At 71.5% G+C, this 16,876-nt stretch carries 15 protein-coding genes; 8 read left to right on the forward strand and 7 right to left on the reverse strand.

The window, feature by feature from the left end; all coding sequences use genetic code 11:
* Positions 1-425: 425 nt before the first annotated feature.
* Positions 426-1,328, reverse strand: a complete 903-nt coding sequence (locus ACK4UM_RS19540) for a methylated-DNA--[protein]-cysteine S-methyltransferase (RefSeq protein WP_409802515.1) — start codon at positions 1,326-1,328, stop codon at positions 426-428.
* Positions 1,329-1,492: 164 nt separating this feature from the next.
* Here ACK4UM_RS19540 and ACK4UM_RS19545 point away from each other — a divergent pair, with 164 nt between their 5' ends.
* Entirely contained in the window at positions 1,493-1,750 is a 258-nt protein-coding gene (locus ACK4UM_RS19545) for a GlsB/YeaQ/YmgE family stress response membrane protein (RefSeq protein ID WP_409802516.1), read from the forward strand.
* Positions 1,751-1,814: 64 nt separating this feature from the next.
* Here ACK4UM_RS19545 and ACK4UM_RS19550 read toward each other — a convergent pair whose 3' ends face one another.
* Positions 1,815-2,258, reverse strand: coding sequence for a PPC domain-containing DNA-binding protein (locus ACK4UM_RS19550; protein WP_409802517.1), 444 nt, complete (start codon positions 2,256-2,258; stop codon positions 1,815-1,817).
* A gap of 181 nt (positions 2,259-2,439) precedes the next feature.
* Here ACK4UM_RS19550 and ACK4UM_RS19555 point away from each other — a divergent pair, with 181 nt between their 5' ends.
* Positions 2,440-3,441 carry a Ku protein gene (locus ACK4UM_RS19555; protein WP_409802518.1) on the forward strand — a complete coding sequence of 334 codons (1,002 nt, stop codon included), beginning with the start codon at positions 2,440-2,442 and terminating at the stop codon, positions 3,439-3,441.
* A 3-nt stretch (positions 3,442-3,444) separates the two neighbouring features.
* On the forward strand, positions 3,445-6,042 hold the full coding sequence (gene ligD / locus ACK4UM_RS19560) for a DNA ligase D (RefSeq protein ID WP_409802519.1): 2,598 nt from the start codon (positions 3,445-3,447) through the stop codon (positions 6,040-6,042).
* 18 nt (positions 6,043-6,060) lie between these two features.
* Here the strand turns inward: ligD and miaA are convergent, their stop codons facing one another.
* On the reverse strand, positions 6,061-6,978 hold the full coding sequence (gene miaA, locus ACK4UM_RS19565; RefSeq protein WP_409802520.1) for a tRNA (adenosine(37)-N6)-dimethylallyltransferase MiaA: 918 nt from the start codon (positions 6,976-6,978) through the stop codon (positions 6,061-6,063).
* A gap of 277 nt (positions 6,979-7,255) precedes the next feature.
* On the opposite strand from miaA, the gene ACK4UM_RS19570 reads away from it, so the two are divergent.
* From ACK4UM_RS19570 to ACK4UM_RS19590, 5 genes are all read left to right on the forward strand, one after another.
* The gene (locus tag ACK4UM_RS19570) at positions 7,256-7,795 is read left to right on the forward strand and encodes a hypothetical protein (RefSeq protein WP_409802521.1); all 540 of its coding nucleotides are present in this window, start codon (positions 7,256-7,258) and stop codon (positions 7,793-7,795) included.
* Between the two features lie 259 nt (positions 7,796-8,054).
* A complete protein-coding gene (locus ACK4UM_RS19575) occupies positions 8,055-10,298 on the forward strand; it encodes a transglycosylase domain-containing protein (RefSeq protein WP_409802522.1) in 2,244 nt (747 codons plus the stop codon).
* Positions 10,299-10,301: 3 nt separating this feature from the next.
* Positions 10,302-11,810 (forward strand): hypothetical protein, encoded by a 1,509-nt coding sequence (locus ACK4UM_RS19580; protein WP_409802523.1) that lies wholly within the window; start codon positions 10,302-10,304, stop codon positions 11,808-11,810.
* 75 nt (positions 11,811-11,885) lie between these two features.
* Complete coding sequence (locus tag ACK4UM_RS19585) at positions 11,886-12,287, forward strand: YraN family protein (RefSeq protein WP_409802524.1); 402 nt, start codon at positions 11,886-11,888, stop codon at positions 12,285-12,287.
* Between the two features lie 336 nt (positions 12,288-12,623).
* Positions 12,624-14,003, forward strand: coding sequence for an NAD(P)/FAD-dependent oxidoreductase (locus tag ACK4UM_RS19590; protein ID WP_409802525.1), 1,380 nt, complete (start codon positions 12,624-12,626; stop codon positions 14,001-14,003).
* On the opposite strand, the gene ACK4UM_RS19595 is transcribed toward ACK4UM_RS19590, so the two are convergent.
* The 4 genes from ACK4UM_RS19595 to ACK4UM_RS19610 form a co-directional block, all read right to left on the reverse strand.
* A complete protein-coding gene (locus ACK4UM_RS19595; protein WP_409802526.1) occupies positions 13,958-14,302 on the reverse strand; it encodes a DUF1467 family protein in 345 nt (114 codons plus the stop codon). The genes ACK4UM_RS19590 and ACK4UM_RS19595 overlap by 46 nt on opposite strands.
* Before the next feature lie 3 nt (positions 14,303-14,305).
* Positions 14,306-14,710 (reverse strand): methylmalonyl-CoA epimerase, encoded by a 405-nt coding sequence (gene mce / locus ACK4UM_RS19600; protein ID WP_409802527.1) that lies wholly within the window; start codon positions 14,708-14,710, stop codon positions 14,306-14,308.
* A gap of 89 nt (positions 14,711-14,799) precedes the next feature.
* Positions 14,800-16,110, reverse strand: coding sequence for a TRAP transporter large permease subunit (locus ACK4UM_RS19605; RefSeq protein ID WP_409802528.1), 1,311 nt, complete (start codon positions 16,108-16,110; stop codon positions 14,800-14,802).
* Positions 16,110-16,616: a TRAP transporter small permease gene (locus tag ACK4UM_RS19610; RefSeq protein ID WP_409802529.1), complete on the reverse strand. Its 507-nt coding sequence runs from the start codon at positions 16,614-16,616 to the stop codon at positions 16,110-16,112. The genes ACK4UM_RS19605 and ACK4UM_RS19610 overlap by 1 nt, the downstream gene beginning before the upstream one ends.
* Positions 16,617-16,876: the final 260 nt, after the last annotated feature.

The raw sequence follows: 16,876 nt of genomic DNA on the forward strand, positions 1-16,876 counted from the left end.
GCCCCCCGCGCGGGCCGCGGGGCGGGGGGGGCCCCCCCGGGCCCCGGCGCCCCGAAGAGCAGGACCGTCATATCAGGGTTCGCTATTACAAGGGGACCCAGCATGAAAATTGCTTGCGGAGCAAGCGCTTATGGCGGCGACGAGCCGCCTGGTCGGCGGCACGATAGTGTGCTCCGCACACGTCTTCGCGCTGGGTCCCCTTCCCCTGCGCACGCTACGCGTGCTCCGGCCGGGGATGACACGGTGGAGCAGCTACGACGGTGTCATCAAGCCAGTCGCAGCCTGTAGGCTGCGTTTCTCCCAGCAAAGCTGCCCGACGGTCGCGGAGCGAGCGCGGCATGCGCGCTCGAACCTGTCGTCGAGCGTATGGGTCCCGGGTCCGCTTCGCGGCCCGGGATGACAACCTTCGGAAGACACGCACACTCTCACCCCCCGCCGATCCGCCCCGCCTCCCAGCCCAAAATAGCCTGCTTGCGGGTGAGGCCCCAATGGTAGCCGGTGAGCGCGCCGCCGCGGCCGAGCACGCGGTGGCAGGGGACGACGAAGGAGATCGGGTTGCGCCCCACCGCCGCGCCGACCGCCCGCGCTGCCTTCGGCGCGCCGATGCGCTCGGCGACGGCGGAATAGGTCGTCGCGCGGCCGAAGGGCACGCCGAGCAGCGTGCGCCAGACGCGCACCTCGAAATCGGTGCCGATCAGGACGACCCGCAGCGGCGCGTCGGCGCGCCAGCGCTGCGGCTCGAACACGCGCGAGGCGTAGGGCGCCGTCGCCGCCGCGTCCTCGACGTAGATCGCGCGCGGCCAGCGGCGGACCATGTCCGCGAGCGCGGCGTCCCGGTCCCCGTCCTCGACGAAGCCGAGCCCGGCGAGGCCGCGCGGGGTGGCGACGACGATCGCCTCGCCGAAGGGGGAGGGGTGGAAGCCGTAGGCCAGCGTGAGGCCCGCACCCTTGGCCTTGAAGTCGCCGGGGGTCATCGCTTCGTGCGTCACGAACAGATCGTGCAGCCGCGCGGGGCCCGACAGTCCGACCTCGTAGGCGGCGTCGAGCAGGCTCGCCTGATCGCCGAGCAGCGCCTTCGCGTGGTCGAGCGTGATCGCCTGCAGGAAGGCCTTGGGCGAGAGCCCCGCCCAGCGGCGGAAGAGGTGGTGCACGTGGCTCGCCGAGAGCCCGACATGGGCCGCGATCTCCTCGATCGAGGGCTGGCGGCGCCAATGGGTCGAGATATAGGCCACGATCCGGCGCACCACGTCGTAATCGGCGCACAGATCGAGCGGCGACGACGCGCCGCGCGCCTCCTCGGCGGCCACCTCGCGGGCGATCTCCAGCATCAGGGTTCCTCCCGGCCTCTCCTCGACCGTCCGAGTCCTAAGCGATCGCGCGCCGCCGCGACACCCGAAAGCGCCGACGCCTGCCCGCGCGTCGCGAACCGGGCGAACCGATGACGCATCCGCGCCGTTGTCGCGGCGACACCTATCGGGAAGAGGAAAATCTCATGAGCATCATCGCCTGGATCGTCGTCGGCCTCATCGCCGGCTTCATCGCCGAAAAGATCATGGGCCGCGATCACGGCCTTCTCACCAATCTCGTGGTGGGCGTCATCGGCGCGTTCGTCGGCGGCTTCATCATCTCGACCATTCTGGGCTTCGAATACGCCCAGGGCTTCAACCTCGCCACGATCATCACGGCGATCATCGGCGCCGTCGTGTTCCTGTGGATCTGGGGCATGATCCGCGGCCGCTCGCGGGCCTGACGGGCAGGAGGGCCCCTCCGATCTCCGCGACGCGCCGAGATCGGAGCCGCCCCCGCCCCGGCGATCACCTGTCCAGCCGGATCAGGGTGAGCCCCGTCTGCGCGTCCTTCACGCGCCGCAGATGCGCGGGCGTCTCGGTGAGAACGATCTCGAGGGTCGGGCGCACGGTGCCGGTCTTCAGATGGGCGGCGATCGCCGAGCCGTCGCGGCGGCCGAGGACCGCATGCAGGTGGAGCGCGGGGCTCCCGTCCTCCTCCACGCCGATGTCGCCGTTCAGGGAGGCGACCTCGACCTGTTCGTCGACCGGGATGTCGACGTAATCTTTCGTCTCCCAATCGTAGAACGCCATGGTCGCGCGCTCGAAGGCGCCGATCGCGCTCACGCGGGCGCCGGTGACGCGCTCGGCGGCGGCGAAATGCTTCAGACAGTCCGCCACCTCGTCGCCGCGATCGAGCACGAGGGCATAGGTGCGCAGGCCCGCATCCTCGTGCAGGAGCTTCGTTCGCATGAGGGTCCTCCTTCGTCGATGCGCCTCCGTCGAGGCGGGATCGAGGGGCCTACGACGAGGCGCGGCGGAGGGTTCCGCCCGCCGGAACGACTCGTGAGACGCCGCGTTCGAATCATCCGGGCGAAGCCTAAGCCCGACGATGTCAAGCGTTTTTTGCGATGGCGAGAGCGAGGTGGCGGTGATGGCGGCGCGTGCGATCTGGAAAGGCTATCTGAAATTGTCGCTCGTCTCCTGCGCGGTCGCCCTCTACCCGGCCGCCAGCTCGTCGAGCCGGGTGCGCTTCAACACGCTCAACCGCAAGACCGGCAACCGCGTGAAGCGCCAGTTCGTCGACAGCGTGACCGAGGAGCCGGTCGAGAGCGAGGACCAGGTCAAGGGCTATCCGGTGGCCAAGAACGAGTTCGTCCTCGTCGAGGACGAGGAGATCGAGGCTCTCAAGCTCGAATCGACCCACACGATCGACATCGAGACCTTCGTGCCGCGCTCGGAGGTCGACGAGCGCTATCTCGACACGCCCTATTACCTCGCCCCCGACGACGCGGTGGCGCAGGAGGCCTATGCCGTCATCCGCGACGCGGTGCGCGAGAAGAAGATGGCCGCGATCGGGCGCGTCGTGATGGCACGGCGCGAGCGGCTCCTCCTGATCGAGCCGCTCGAGAACGGGCTGATCGGCACGACCCTGCATTACGCGAACGAGATCCGCGACGAGGGCACCGTCTTCGACGAGATCCCGAAGGTCGACTACCCGCGCGAGGTGCGCGATCTCGCCATGCACATCGTCGACACGAAGGCCGGCCATTTCGAGCCCGAGACCTTCGAGGATCGCTACGAGAAGGCGCTCGTCGACATGCTCCAGGCCAAGGCGAGCGGCGGGCGCGAGGCGCCCAAGCCCGACGCGCCGCGCCCCTCGAACGTCGTCAACCTGATGGACGCGCTCAAGCGCTCGCTCGCCGCCGAGAAGACCGGGCCGGAGAAGGACGAGGAGATCCCGGCCACGAAGCCCGCCCGCGCAGCCTCCTCCGCCCGCCGCAAGGCCGCCGAGCCCAAAGCCGCCGCGGCGAAGGCGCCCGCGAAGGGGAAGAGCGGCGAAGGGGGGAAGCCGCCCGCCTCGAAGGGCAAGACGGCTTCGAAGGGCGCCTCCAAGGCCCCCGCGAAGAGCGCACCGAAGCGCAAGGCGGGCTGATCCGTGGCGCGCGCCCGCAAGGCCGCGCCCGAGGCGCCGCAGACGTCGCGCCTCGCGCGCTACCAGGAGAAGCGCGACTTCGCGCGCACGCCCGAGCCCCGCGGCCGCGTCGCGGCGAAACCCCGCGCGGCTCCGCGCTTCGTCGTCCACAAGCACGCCGCCCGGCGCCTCCATTACGATCTGAGGCTGGAGCACGCCGGAATCCTCCTCTCCTTCGCCGTCACGCGCGGGCCGAGCCTCGTGCCCGGCGAGAAGCGGCTCGCGGTACGCACCGAGGACCACCCGCTCGATTATCTCGCCTTCGAGGGCGTGATCCCGCAGGGCGCCTATGGCGGGGGCGCGATGATCGTGTGGGACCGCGGCACCTTCGCGCCCGAGGGCGAGATCGAGGCGGGGCTCGCGAAGGGCAAGCTCACGATCGCGCTCTCCGGAGAGCGGCTGTCGGGCCGCTTCCACCTCGTGCGCACCAAGGGCGCCAAGGGGAAGACAGCCTCGACGAAGGAGAACTGGCTCCTCCTGAAATCCGACGACGAGGGCGCCCGCGCGGCGGGGGAGCCGGACGTGCTCGAAGAGCACACGACCTCGCTCGTGTCGGGCCTCACCGTCGAGGGGCTCCTCGCGGGCGGGGAGGGGGCGAGCGCGCAGGAGAAGCCGAAGCTCGTGCGCGCGCCGGCCCGCCGGGCGGTCGCGAAGCCCGCGGCGATCCCCGGCGCCAAGAAGGCCGCGCTGCCCGCTTTCGTGCCCCCGGCGCTCGCGAGCCTCGTCGAGACGCCGCCGTCCGGCGCACGCTGGATCCACGAGATCAAGTTCGACGGCTATCGCCTCCAGGCACGCGTCGAGGACGGGCGCGCGCGCCTCCTCACCCGCAACGGCCACGATTGGACCGACCGTTTCGCGCCCCTCGCCGAGACGCTCGCCGCGCTGCCCGCCCGCAGCGCGCTGATCGACGGGGAGGGCGTCGTCGAGGACAAGGGCGGCGTCTCCGATTTCGCAGGCCTGCAGGCGGCGTTGAAGAGCGGGGACACGGGCGCGATCGTCTACCACGCCTTCGATCTCCTGCATCTCGACGGGCAGGATCTGACCGCTCTCCCGCTCCTCGAGCGCAAGCGCCTCCTCGCCCTCCTCCTCGACGACGTGCCCGCGGGCGGGCGGCTGCGCTTCTCCGACCACATCCTCGACGACGGCCCCGGCATGCTGCGCCACGCCTGCCGGATCGGCCTCGAGGGGATCGTCTCGAAGCGCGCGGACGCGCCCTATCGGTCGGGTCGCGGGGACGCCTGGCGCAAGGCGAAATGCGTCGCGCGGCAGGATTTCGTGGTCGCGGGCTTCGTTCCGGCGACGAGCCGCAAGAAGGCGGTGGGGGCGCTCGTGCTCGGCGTGTACGAGGGCGACGACCTCGTCCCCGTCGGACGCGTCGGCACCGGCTTCGACGAGGCGAGCGCGCGCATGCTCCACGACGAGCTGACCGCGATCGCCGCCGAGGCTTCGCCCTTCGCGCGACCGCTGCCGAGGCCGGAGGCGCGGGGCGTACGCTTCGCCAGGCCCGAGCGGGTGGCCGAGATCGCCTTCCGCGGCTGGACCGGGGAGGGCTATCTGCGCCACGCCTCGTTCAAGGGCCTGCGCGAGGACATGGACCCGCGCGCGGTCGGCCGCGAGACGGCCTCCGACGCGCGCCCGCAGGAGACGACGATGGCCGACGAGACGCCCGGCACGGTCGCCGGCATCACGCTCTCCAATCCCGATCGGGTGCTCTGGGAGGGGCAGGGCGTCACCAAGCTCGGGCTCGCGGATTACTATGCCGAGATCGCCGACGCGGTCCTGCCCCACATCGCCGGCCGGCCGCTCTCGCTCGTGCGCTGCCCGTCGGGCGCGGAGAAGACCTGCTTTTACGCCAAGCACCCCTTCGCCGGGCTCGACGAGGCGGTGCTGACGGTCGATCTCGGCAAGGAGACCGTCATCGCCATCGAGAACCTGCGCGGGCTCGTCTCGCTCGTCCAGGCCGGCACGCTCGAGATCCACCCCTGGGGCTCGCGGCTCGACGACGTCGAGCGCCCGGATCGCCTCGTCTTCGATCTCGATCCGGGGGAGCGGGTGGGCTACGCGCAGGTGATCGAGGCGGCCCGCGAGGTGCGCGCGCGGCTCGCCGAGATGGGGCTCGAGAGCTTCGTGAAGACGACCGGCGGCAAGGGTCTGCACGTCGTCGTGCCGATCGCGCCGAGCGCCTCCTGGGAGGAGGCGAAGGCGTTCTGCGCCGGCGTCGCCGCCGCGATGGCGGCGGACAGCCCGGATCGTTTCACGGACACGCTGGCCAAGAAGGCGCGGGTGGGGCGCATCTTCGTCGACTACCTGCGCAACGGTCGCGGCGCGACCGCCATCGCCCCCTATTCCCCCCGCGCCCGCCCCGGCGCTCCGGTCGCCACCCCGCTCGACTGGAGCGAGCTCACCGAGGCGATCCCGCCCGATCATTTCACGGTCGAGACCGTGCCGACGCGCCTGCGCCACCTCGACCGCGACCCCTTCGCCGCGCTCGACGAGATCCGCCAGGCCCTGCCGAAGGGGCAGGGGAGGGGGGCGAAGGCGACGAAGCGCACGAAGCGCTGACGCGGCGGTCGCGCCGGCTCAGCGCGCCCCGACCCGCTCCCGCAGCCAGTCCTCCGCGGCTTCGGGCGCGATCCAGGGGAATTCCGGCAGCGTGTTGCGGAAGAAGGTCGCCTGGCGCTTGGCATAGGCGCGGGTGTCCGCCTGCCCGCGGGCGATCGCCTCCTCGATCGTGGCGCGGCCCTCGAGATGGGCGATCAGCCCCGGCACGCCATGGGCGCGCATCACCGGCAGCATCGGGTCGAGCCCGCGGGCGGCGAGCGCGCGGACCTCGTCGAGAGCGCCGGCCTCCATCATGGCGAGGAAGCGGGCATCGATGCGCGCGCGCACGCTCTCGCGAGCGGGGGCGAGGAAGAGGCGCACGAGCGGCGCGTCCGCGAGCGGACCCGGCACGCGCTCGCCGTGGAAGGAGAGGAGCGAGCGCCCCGTCGCCGCAAAGACCTCCAGCGCGCGCATCACCCGCAGCCGGTCCGATGGGCGCAGCCGCGCCGCGGCGAGGGGGTCCTGCGCCGCGAGGCGCGCGTGGAGGGCGGGCGTCTCGATCCCCTCGCATGCCGCCCGCACGCGCGCACGCACCGCCTCCGGCACGGGCGGAATGTCGGACAGGCCGTGGGTGAGCGCCTTGAAATAGAGCCCCGTCCCGCCGCACAGGATCGGCAGGCGCCCCGTCTCGCGCGCACGGGCGATCGCGGCGCGGGCGTCCTCGACGTAGCGGGCGACGGAATAGTTCTCCGCCCCGTCGACGAAGCCGTAGAGATCGTGCGGCACGCGCGCCTCCTCCTCGGGCGAGGGGCGGGCGGTGAGGACGCGCAGGTCGCGATAGACCTGCATGGAATCGGCATCGATCACGACGCCGCCGACCCGCTCGGCGAGCGAGAGGGCGAGGGCGGACTTGCCCGACGCGGTCGGGCCCGCGATCAGCACGGCCTGCGGCTCCAAGGTCCCACTCCTGACGTGGCCCCACTCCTAGTGCATCGCCCCGGCCCGTGGCTAGAGCGGACGGAGCGGCGCGCCGTATTGAGCGGCCGAGACGTGGCGCAGGAAACGCTGCCATTCTCATGAAATAAGAACAGCATCATCATCTTTTCCGAAGATTAGTTTTTGGAACCACGTCCCTCCGCATGCATTGGCAGTGTCGAGAGCGGCAAGACGCCGTGGCGAAAGTCATGTCTTCGACGCCGCTATATTGGAACAAGACGACAGAACGAGGGAAATCATGCAGAAGAAGACGCTCATTGCACTGTCCGCCGCGCTGATGATCGGCGCCGCTCCTGCCGCCATCGCGCAGGTCGGGACGACGGGCGAGGCCGGGGCCGGGCAGGCGCCGGGCATGCAGCAGCCGGGCACCGTGATGCCGCTCGAGCGCATGCCGCCCGCCACGATCGAGGCCGCGCCGCAGATCGACACGCAGGCGACGATCGACGAGGAGCGCGTCCGCGAGCTGCTCGAGGCGCGCGGCGTCACCGACGTCGAAGATCTGGAGCGCGGCGACGACGGCTTCTACACGGCCTCCGCCACCTGGTACGGCGAGGACGTCGACCTGCGCATCGACGGCGTCAGCGGCGTGATCGTCGAGCCCGAGCGGCTCAACGAGGACCAGATCGCCTACGTCCTCGAGGAGGAGGGTTTCTCGGAGGTCTCCGACATCGAGCGCGAGGGCGAGTTCTACACGGCGACCGCCGAGCGCGACGATTCCGAGTATCGCGTGCGCGTCGATGCCCGCACCGGCGCCGTGATCGAGGAGGAGGAGGCGTAAGTCGCCTCGTTTCGCCATCGAAAAGATCGGATCAGAGCGAGGGGCGGCCCCAGGGTCGCCCCTTTTCGCTGTCAGGGGTCGGGGCCTGCAGCTGAATCGGCGCTGCGTCTCGACCGAGCGGCCGATCGCCTCCAGAATGGATTGATTCACCGATTCGGGTTAAGGGGTGAGCAAATTGCAACGCCTGCGAACCGGAACCGCACCTGCTCCGTTTCTCTTCGGCAGGCGTGACCTGTCCGATCGGTAGCCGGAGAGAACGATGTCCGACGCATTCGCCGTCTTCGCCGCCATGGTGGCGCTCGCGAGCCCCATCGTGGCGGGTCCCGTCGGCCCGTTCGAAAGCGCTCCGGCGATCGCGCTCCACGGGAGCGAGGAAGCGGGCGCGAGCGCCTCGACCGAAGTCTTCTACGCTGGCGGCGAGCCGATCGGGCGGCTGGGCATCGATCGGCCGACGATCGCGCGCGAGGATCTGCCGGACGCCTTCGTGCAGGCGCTGATCGCGGTGGAGGATTCGCAATTCGAGGAGCATATGGGCGTCGACCCCGTCGGCCTCGGCCGCGCGGCGATCGGAACGCTCCAGCGCGTGCCCAATGCCGGCGGCGGCTCGACGCTGACCCAGCAGCTCGCCAAGAACGCCGTCACCGGCGCGCGCCGCAGCCTCGACCGCAAGCTCGAGGAGGTGGTCTCCGCCGTCGTTACCGAGAGCCTCCTGACGAAGGACGAGATCCTCGAATCCTACGCCAACGCCGTGTTCTTCGGGCGGCGCGCCGAAGGGGCCGCGCTCGCGGCGCAGAACTGGTTCGGCCGGGACTGGGACCAGCTCACCCTCTCCGAGAACGCCTTCATCGCGGGCGTGCTGCAGGCGCCCTCGCGGCTCGACCCCATGCGCAACCGCGCCCGCGCGAAGGCGCGGCGCGACCACGTGCTCTCGCGCATGGAGCGCGTCGGCTTCATCACGCAGGCGCAGCTCGAGGAGGCGATCGCCGAGCCGCTCGTCACCGCCCCGCCGCCGCCGCCGCCGGAGACCGGAATCCCCTTCGAGGATCCGGAATTCTGGGCCTGGTCGGATGCGCGCCGCTTCGTCAGCCCGCGCGACACGATCCGGCTCGCCGCCGAAGGCGGGTTCCGCTCGACGATCCGGCGCGACGCCCAGCATCATGCCCAGGCGGCGCTCTCGGAAGGTCTCGCGGCGCTCAACCGCCAGGTCGGGTACGATCCGCTCGGCGGCGTCGAGCTGCCCTCGGGCACGAATGCGCGCTCGATCCCGCTCGAGGCCTGGGACGAGGCGCGGCGGCTCGCGCAGCGCCTTCCGCAGGGCGCGCGCCACGCGATCGTCGTCGGCGGCGCGCTCGTGCTCGATCCGGCGACCGAGGGCGAGCCGACGGACGTGCGCCCGCCGCGCGGCGCCCAGGACGGCGACGTCTACGTGCTCTGGCCGGACGGCTCCCTGCGCGGCCGTCCGCGCGTCCAGGGCGCCGTCGTCGCCATCGACGTCGCGACCGGCGAGACGATCGCCTCCGTCGGCGGCATCTCGAGCTGGGCGAGCGAGTTCGACCGCACCCGCGCCCGCCGCCAGCCCGGCTCCGCGATCAAGCCCTTCCTGTGGCTCGCGGGTCTCGAGGCCGGGTTCGGGCCGGGCACGATCGCGCTCGACGCCCCCGCCACCTTCCGCAGCGGCACCGGCTTCTGGGCGCCGGAGAATTACGGCGGGCGCAGCATGGGGCATGTGCCCCTGTTCACAGCGCTCGAGCAGAGCCTCAACATGGTCGCCGCGCGCCTCGCCTGGGACGTCGGCGTCGAGAACATGCGCGCGATGTACGTGCGCTCGGGCGCCTATCCCGAGGACGCGCGCAATATCGGCTTCCTCTCCGCCTCGATCGGCGCCGCCGAGACGACGCCCTTCCGCATGGCGCTCGCGACCGCCGCGCTCGATCCGCGCCGCAGCGACCTGACGAGCCGCAGCCATCTCGAGGATCTCGAGCGGATGCTGCGCGGCGTCGTCACCCGCGGCACCGCCGCCCGCACCTTCGCCAACGGACCTCCGGGCGTCGTGGGCAAGACCGGGACGAGCCAGAGCCACCGCGACGTCTGGTTCATCGGCCGCACCGGCGACGTCGCCTTCGCGGTCTGGGTGGGGCGCGACGACGACCGGCCGCTGCCGGGCCGCGCGACCGGCGGCTCGACCGCCGCCCCCATCGCCGCCGCCTTCGTCCGCGCGCTCCAGGCCGACGGCATCTCCCGCGAGCGCATCGAGACGACGCCCTTCGACCGCAGCGCCGCCGACGCGCTCGGAGACTTCTACATCGACGAGGACATGGAGGCCTGGGCCGGCGGCGGCGGGCAGGACCAGTACGGGTCCTGGCAGACGCAGCCACAACCCCAGCCCCAGCAACGGCGCGCGCCCGCCGGCTTCTTCCGACCGCCGCCCCTCGACGGGGTTCCGCGGGCTCCGGGCGAGGTCTATTGGAGCGAGCTGCCGCCGACATCATTGGGATCGAACTGACACATGCTCTCGCACACCTTCTCCACGCGCGCCTTCGCGCTCGCCGCGATCGTCGCGATCGCTCCCCTGCCTGCGCTCGCCGACAACGAGACGATCGAGGAGGCGCTGCGCGCCGCCCACCCGCTCTTCGCGCAGGCGGAATGGTCCGACGCGCGCGGCGAGGGGACCGTGCCGGAGCTGCGCGGCCAGGGCGTGCTCGAGACGAGCGCGAGCGCGACCGACCTGCGCCTCGTTCTGCCCTGGCGCGCCTCGACCGTGACCGCTCAGGCGCTCCACGTCGTCGGCGACGACGTCGTTCTCGAGGGCCTGCGGCTCGAGAATTCGAACGGCACCGTCGCCGCGCGCCGCGCGCATATGAGCCGCGAGGCGCTCGGCGCGCTCGGCCACATCCTCTCCGGCGAGGCGCCCGAGGGCGAGGAGGCGGACGCCGCGGCGGGGACCGTGCGGCTCGCCGGCTTCACGATCGAGACCGTGCGCCACACCCGCGAGCGCGGCGACGGGCGCACCGGGCGCTTCCAGTCGACGATGCGCGGCGAGTGGCTGGCGCTCGACGGCATCGCGGCCTCCGGCCGCGCGAACCCGACGCTCGTGATCGACGGCGTCACCGCCGAGCGGGTCGTCGGCCAGACCGTGTTCGCCGGCGAGGCGGGCTTCACCCTCGAGCGGCTCGAGGCACGGCTGACCGGCGAGAGCCCGGTCATGGGCCTCGTCCAGGAGGCGATGCTGCGCGCGCTCGGCACCAGCGACGGGGCGGCGAGCGGGACGCTCTCGCTCGTCGTCGAGGGCTTCGATCTCACCGTCACCGGGCGTGAGGCCGGCGCCGAGCCGGTTCGTGCGCTGATCGGGCGCGCCTCCGTCGAGGGCGAGCTCGCGGAGGACGGGGCGACGCGAGTCGCGGTCGCGCTGCGCGAGGCGGCGACGACGCCCAACATCGCCGCCGGCACGCCGCTCGAGACCGCGATGCGGATGGCCGCGCGCGAGGCGCAGACGCAGAGCGGCGACGGCCGGCCGCTCCTCGATCGGCCCCACGTCCCGGCGGATGTCGACATCAGCGCCTCGCTGAACGGGCGCGAGCTCGTCGTCGATGCGGATTCGCGCGTGCCCGGTCTCGCGACCGGCGCGGCGGCCCTCGACGCGACCCTCCCCGAAGGCGGTCTCGCGAAGGTCGCCGGCGGCGGGCGCGATGCCGCGATGGCGCTCGCGCTCGAGACCACGGTGCGCACGATCCGGCTCGATTTCGTCGATCGCGGGCTCGATTCGATCCTCGCCGAGGAGACCGGCGAGCGCATCGTGGCGCGTCTGCGCTCGGCGATCGGCGGCGCGGGCGACGGCGGCGGCGGCATGCGCGGCATGGCCTTGCAGCTCGCGCTCGCCCAGGCGGCGGGCGTGCTCGAGATCCTCGAGCGCGAGGGCTCGGTGCGCATGCAGGTGACGTCTCCCGTCGCGCTGCCGCTCCCCGTCGCGCTCGTGACGCTCCTCCAATCCGCCGCGCCGGTGCCGCAGACGCGCTGAAAACGCGCTGCGGCGGTGCCGTCCGCGGGTTGATCCGGATGGCGGGGACGCGTGCGGCGGGCGATGCTCGCCGCCATGCAACCGTTCCGCACGCCGCGCGCGCAGCGCTCCCGAGCCGATCGTCGCCTCGCCCTCTCGCGCGGGGCGCGGGCGGAATGGATCGCGCTGCTCGCCCTGATGCTGCGCGGCTGGCGCCCGGTCGCGCGGCGCTACAGGGCGCCGGGCGGGGAGATCGATCTCGTCGTGCGCCGCGGCGACGTCGTCGCCTTCGTCGAGGTCAAGGCGCGCGCCCATCTCGACGACGCCGAGCTCGCGATCACCGCCGAGAAGCGCCGCCGCATCGCGCGCGCGGTCAACCATTGGCTCGTGCGCAATCCCTGGGCCCAGGCCGGCTGGTCGCTGCGCCTCGACGCCGTCTTCGTCGGCCGCGGACGCTGGCCGCGGCACGTCGAGGGGGCGTGGGAGATGGGGGCGTGAGGGTCGCGTCGAAGGCGCTCCCAAGTCCATCCCTTCAGTTCTCGAGAATCTTACGTTGTGGTGTCATCCCGGACGCCGAAGGCGATCCGGGACCCAGAACCACGACGTGCCAGTCGCAGCCTATAGGCTGCGTCTCTCCGACGAAAAGTGCTCCACGGGTCCGAAACGAGCGCGGCATGCGCGCTCGAACGATCGTCGGAGCGCATGGGTCCCGGGTCCGCTTCGCGGCCCGGGATGACAACGCTGAGGGTTAGGGGGCCTCGGCCACCACCCGCCCGCCCATTCCGCCGCACCGACCCTCCGGAACCAGTCGTCGATCCGTGCGGTTCGCCTGTCATGACGGATGCGCGGCAGAGACGGGTGGTGGTGGTCGGGGCCGGGTTCGGCGGGCTCGAGGTCGTGCGCTCGCTCGAGCGCGCGCCGGTCGCGATCACCCTCGTCGACCGCCACAACCACCATTGCTTCCAGCCGCTCCTCTACCAGGTCGCGACCGCCGCCCTCTCGCCGGCCGACATCGCCTGGCCGATCCGGTCGATCCTGCGCAACCAGGACAACGTGACGACCCTGATGGCCGACGTCGACGGCATCGACGTCGTCGGCCGCGTGGTCCATGCGGGCGTGCGCGCGATCCCCTTCGACGATCTCGTCCTCGCGACCGGGGCGACCCACGCCTATTTCGGCAACGACGAATGGGCGAAGGCCGCGCCGGGGCTCAAGACGATCGAGGACGCCGCCGCCATCCGCCGCGACATCCTGATCGCCTTCGAGCGCGCCGAATACACCGACGATCCGCTCGAGCGCGCGCGCCAGCTCACCTTCGTGGTGGTGGGCGGCGGGCCGACGGGCGTCGAGATGGCCGGCGCCATCGCCGAGGTCGCCAAGAAGGCGCTCACCCGCGATTTCCGGCGCATCGACCCGCGGAAGGCGCGGGTGGTGCTCGTCGAGGCGGGCCCGCGCGTGCTCGGTGGCTTTCCCGAGAACCTCTCCGATTACGCCGCCCGCGCGCTGCGGAAGATGGGTGTCGAGGTGATGACGGACACGCCCGTCACCGGCTGCGACGAGGGCGGCGTCGACACGAAGACGGGGCGCATCGAGGCGCGCACCATCGTCTGGGGCGCCGGCGTGCGCGCCTCTCCGGCGGCCGAATGGGTGGGCGGCAAAGCCGATCGCGCGGGCCGCCTCGAGGTCGAGGCGGACCTGACGGTGCCCGGCCACCCCGAGATCTTCGCGATCGGCGACACGGCCCATATCCTCCAGGAGAACGGCAAGCCCGTGCCGGGCATCGCGCCCGCCGCCAAGCAGATGGGCGCCTATGTCGCGCGGGTCCTCGCGGCCCGCGCGAAGGGCGCGCCGCCGCCGGGCCCGTTCCGCTACCGCCACGAGGGCGATCTCGCGACCATCGGGCGCAAGGCGGCCGTGGTGAAGCGCGGGCGGCTCGAGCTGACGGGCTTTCTCGGCTGGCTCGCCTGGAGCCTCGCCCACGTCTATTTCCTCATCGGCCTGCGCGCGCGGATCGTCGTCGGCATGACCTGGCTGTGGAGCTACGCCACCTATCGCCGCGGCGCGCGTCTGATCGCGAACGGCCCGCCGGCGAAACCGCTCCCGCCCGAGGCCGCCCCCGTCGCCGCGAGCGAGGAGGACATCGAGGCCGTGCGCGACGCCCGCGCCGATCAGGCGAGACCGGCGAGAGGGAGAAGCGAGAGCGCGATCAGGTAGACGATGCCGGCGACGATCGTCGTCCAGATCGCCTTCTCGACGAGGCCCGGAGCCGCGGGCGCGCCCGGTTCGGTGCCGGCGACGACGTCGCCCTCCTCGTGCTGCGAGCGGATGCCGAAGGGCAGGACCGCGAACAGCATGATCCACCACACCACGAAATAGAACGCGAGCCCGCCGCCGATCCCGACGTCGAACAGGACGAGCCCCACCAGGATCGCGCCCACGATCAGCGCGACGATGACCGCCACGCTCGCGGGGAGCGAGGCCGAGAGATCCTTGATCGCCTTGACTGCCTTCATCGCTCAGGCCTGCTCCAGCTCGACGAGGGTGCCGCAGAAATCCTTCGGGTGCAGGAAGAGCACCGGCTTGCCGTGGGCGCCGATCTTCGGCTCGCCCGAGCCGAGCACCCGCGCGCCCTGCGCCACGAGGCGGTCGCGCGCGGCGAGGATGTCGTCGACCTCGTAGCAGATGTGGTGGATGCCGCCGTCGGGATTGCGGTCGAGGAACTTGGCGATCGGGCTCTCGGTGCCGAGCGGCTCGAGCAGCTCGATCTTGGTGTTGGGCAGCGTGATGAACACGGTCGAGACGCCGTGGTCGGGCTGCGGCGTCGCCTCCGACACCTGCGCGCCCAGCGTGTCGCGATAGACCGCGCTCGCCGCCGCCATGTCGCGCACCGCGATCGCCACGTGGTTCAACCGTCCGATCATCCGACCCTCCTGCCCGGGCATGCCCGCTCGGGCTTATAGCTCAGGGGGGCGCGGGGCGAAACGCGACGGATGGTCTAGTGCGGTCAGCCTCAGAACCCCCGCGGCAGCCACAGCGCGATCTGCGGAAACAGGATCAGCAGCGCGACGAGCACCAGCGAGCAGCCGATGAAGGGGAAGGCGGCGACGTAGATGTCGCGCATCGTGGTGTCGGGCGGCGCGACCCCCTTCATGACGAAGAGGAGGAGCCCGAAAGGCGGGGTCGTGAAGCTGATCTCGAGGGCGAGCAGCATGATCAGCGCGAACCAGACGGGGTCGAAGCCGAGGCTGATCGCCAGCGGGAAGAAGATCGGCACGGTGAGCAGCATCATGGAGATCTGCTCCATGAACATGCCGAGCACGAGGAGCACCGCGAACATCGCGAGAAGCATGAGGACGGGATCGAGATCGAACCCCGTCGCCCAGGCGATCAGCCCGCGCGAGGCGCCCGAGAAGGCCATCAGCTGGCTGAACGTGGCCGAGCCGAACACGATCAGATAGGCCATCAGCGTGACCCTGAGCGCGCCCTCGATCGAGCGCCGGATCGCCTCCCAGGTCAGGCAGCGGAAGGCGGCGGCGAGGACGATCACGCCGAGCGCGCCGAAGGCGGCGGCCTCGGAGGGGGTCGCGATCCCGCCCATCATCATGGCGACGATCACGACCATGACGCCGACCATCGGCAGCACGTCGCGCACGACGAGGCGCGTCTTCTCGCGCGCCGAGAGCGGCTCGACGTCGTAGGCGGGGGCGCATTTGGGGTCGAGCTTCGTGTAGAGGAAGATCGTGAGGATGTAGAGGCAGGCGAGAAGCAGGCCCGGGACGATGCCGGCGACGAGCAGCGCGCCGATGTCGACGCGCGCGAGCGTCGCGAGCAGGACGGCCAGCGCGGAGGGCGGGATGATGATCGCGAGCCCGCCCGTGCCGAGGATCGGTCCGATGGACATCGCCCGCGAATAGCCGCGCTTCGTCATCTCCGGCACCATCAGCGAGCCGAGAAGGGCGGTCGCGCCCATCGAGGAGCCGGACAGGGTCGAGAAGCCGGTGCCGCCGAGCACGGTGACGTAGGAGAGGCGACCGGGCAGGCGGCCCAAGAGCCCGTCGATCGCGTTGAACATCCGCTTGCCGAGGCCGGTGTGGAAGAACAGCTCTCCCATCAGGAGGAAGAGCGGGATCGGCACGAGGGCGAAGCTGGTGAGCGCGCCGAGGCCGTTGTTGAGCATCAGCGTGACGCCGCGCTCGCCGCCCATGAAGATCCAGGCGCCGGCGAGGTTCGCCGCGAGGAAGGCGATCGCGACCGGCATGCCGACCGCCATCAGGACGACGATGATGCCCAGCAGCAGCCCGAGCGCTTCGAACCAGGCCATCACTCGTGGATCCCCGCCTCGCCGCTGTGGAGGAGCTCGCGGCCGAAGGCGAAGCGCGCGAACTCGATCGCCATCAGCCCGAAGCTGATTGGGAAGGCGATGGTGAGGAGCCAGCGGGGGAAGAAATAGGCCCGCACGTCGAAATCCATGCGCGCGATGTTCGTCTGCACGAGATCGATGCCCTTCCAGGTCAGGATCGCGCAGACGATCACGCAGCCGAGCGAGACCGCGCGGCTCAGCAGCCGACGCGCGCGCGGCGGGAGCGCGGCCGTGACGAGCTCGATATGGACGTGCCCCTTGCGGCGCACGAGCCAGGGCGCGCCGAGCATCGTCATGTAGAGGAGCGCGTATTCGGAGGAGGTGAACAGCCACGCCATCGGCTGCAGGCCGAGATTGCGCATGGTCACCGAGACCAGGATCGAGACCATCAACCAGACGAGCATCCCCGCCGCGACGAGCGCCATCAGCGAGACGAGACCGTCATAGGCGCGCACGAGAAGGCGCATGGGGTTCTCCGGTGTGGGTGGCGGTCGATGGCGTTGTCGAAGGCTTCTCTTGTCCTTCCCCCTTGGGGGAAGGTGGCTCCGGGCGCGTCAGCGACCGGAGACGGATGGGGATCGTGCAGGCATTGGCGTTACGGTGCCTCCTGCACCACCCCCACCCCCGGCCCCTCCCCCAAGGGGGAGGGGAGACCGTCGCGCTCTTCATCGACCGTGGAGAGCGCGCGGACGCGTCGGGGCAGCGTGTCCTTCCCCCTTGGGGGAAG

The organism is Salinarimonas sp. (assembly GCF_046292825.1).
Classification (GTDB): domain Bacteria; phylum Pseudomonadota; class Alphaproteobacteria; order Rhizobiales; family Beijerinckiaceae; genus Salinarimonas.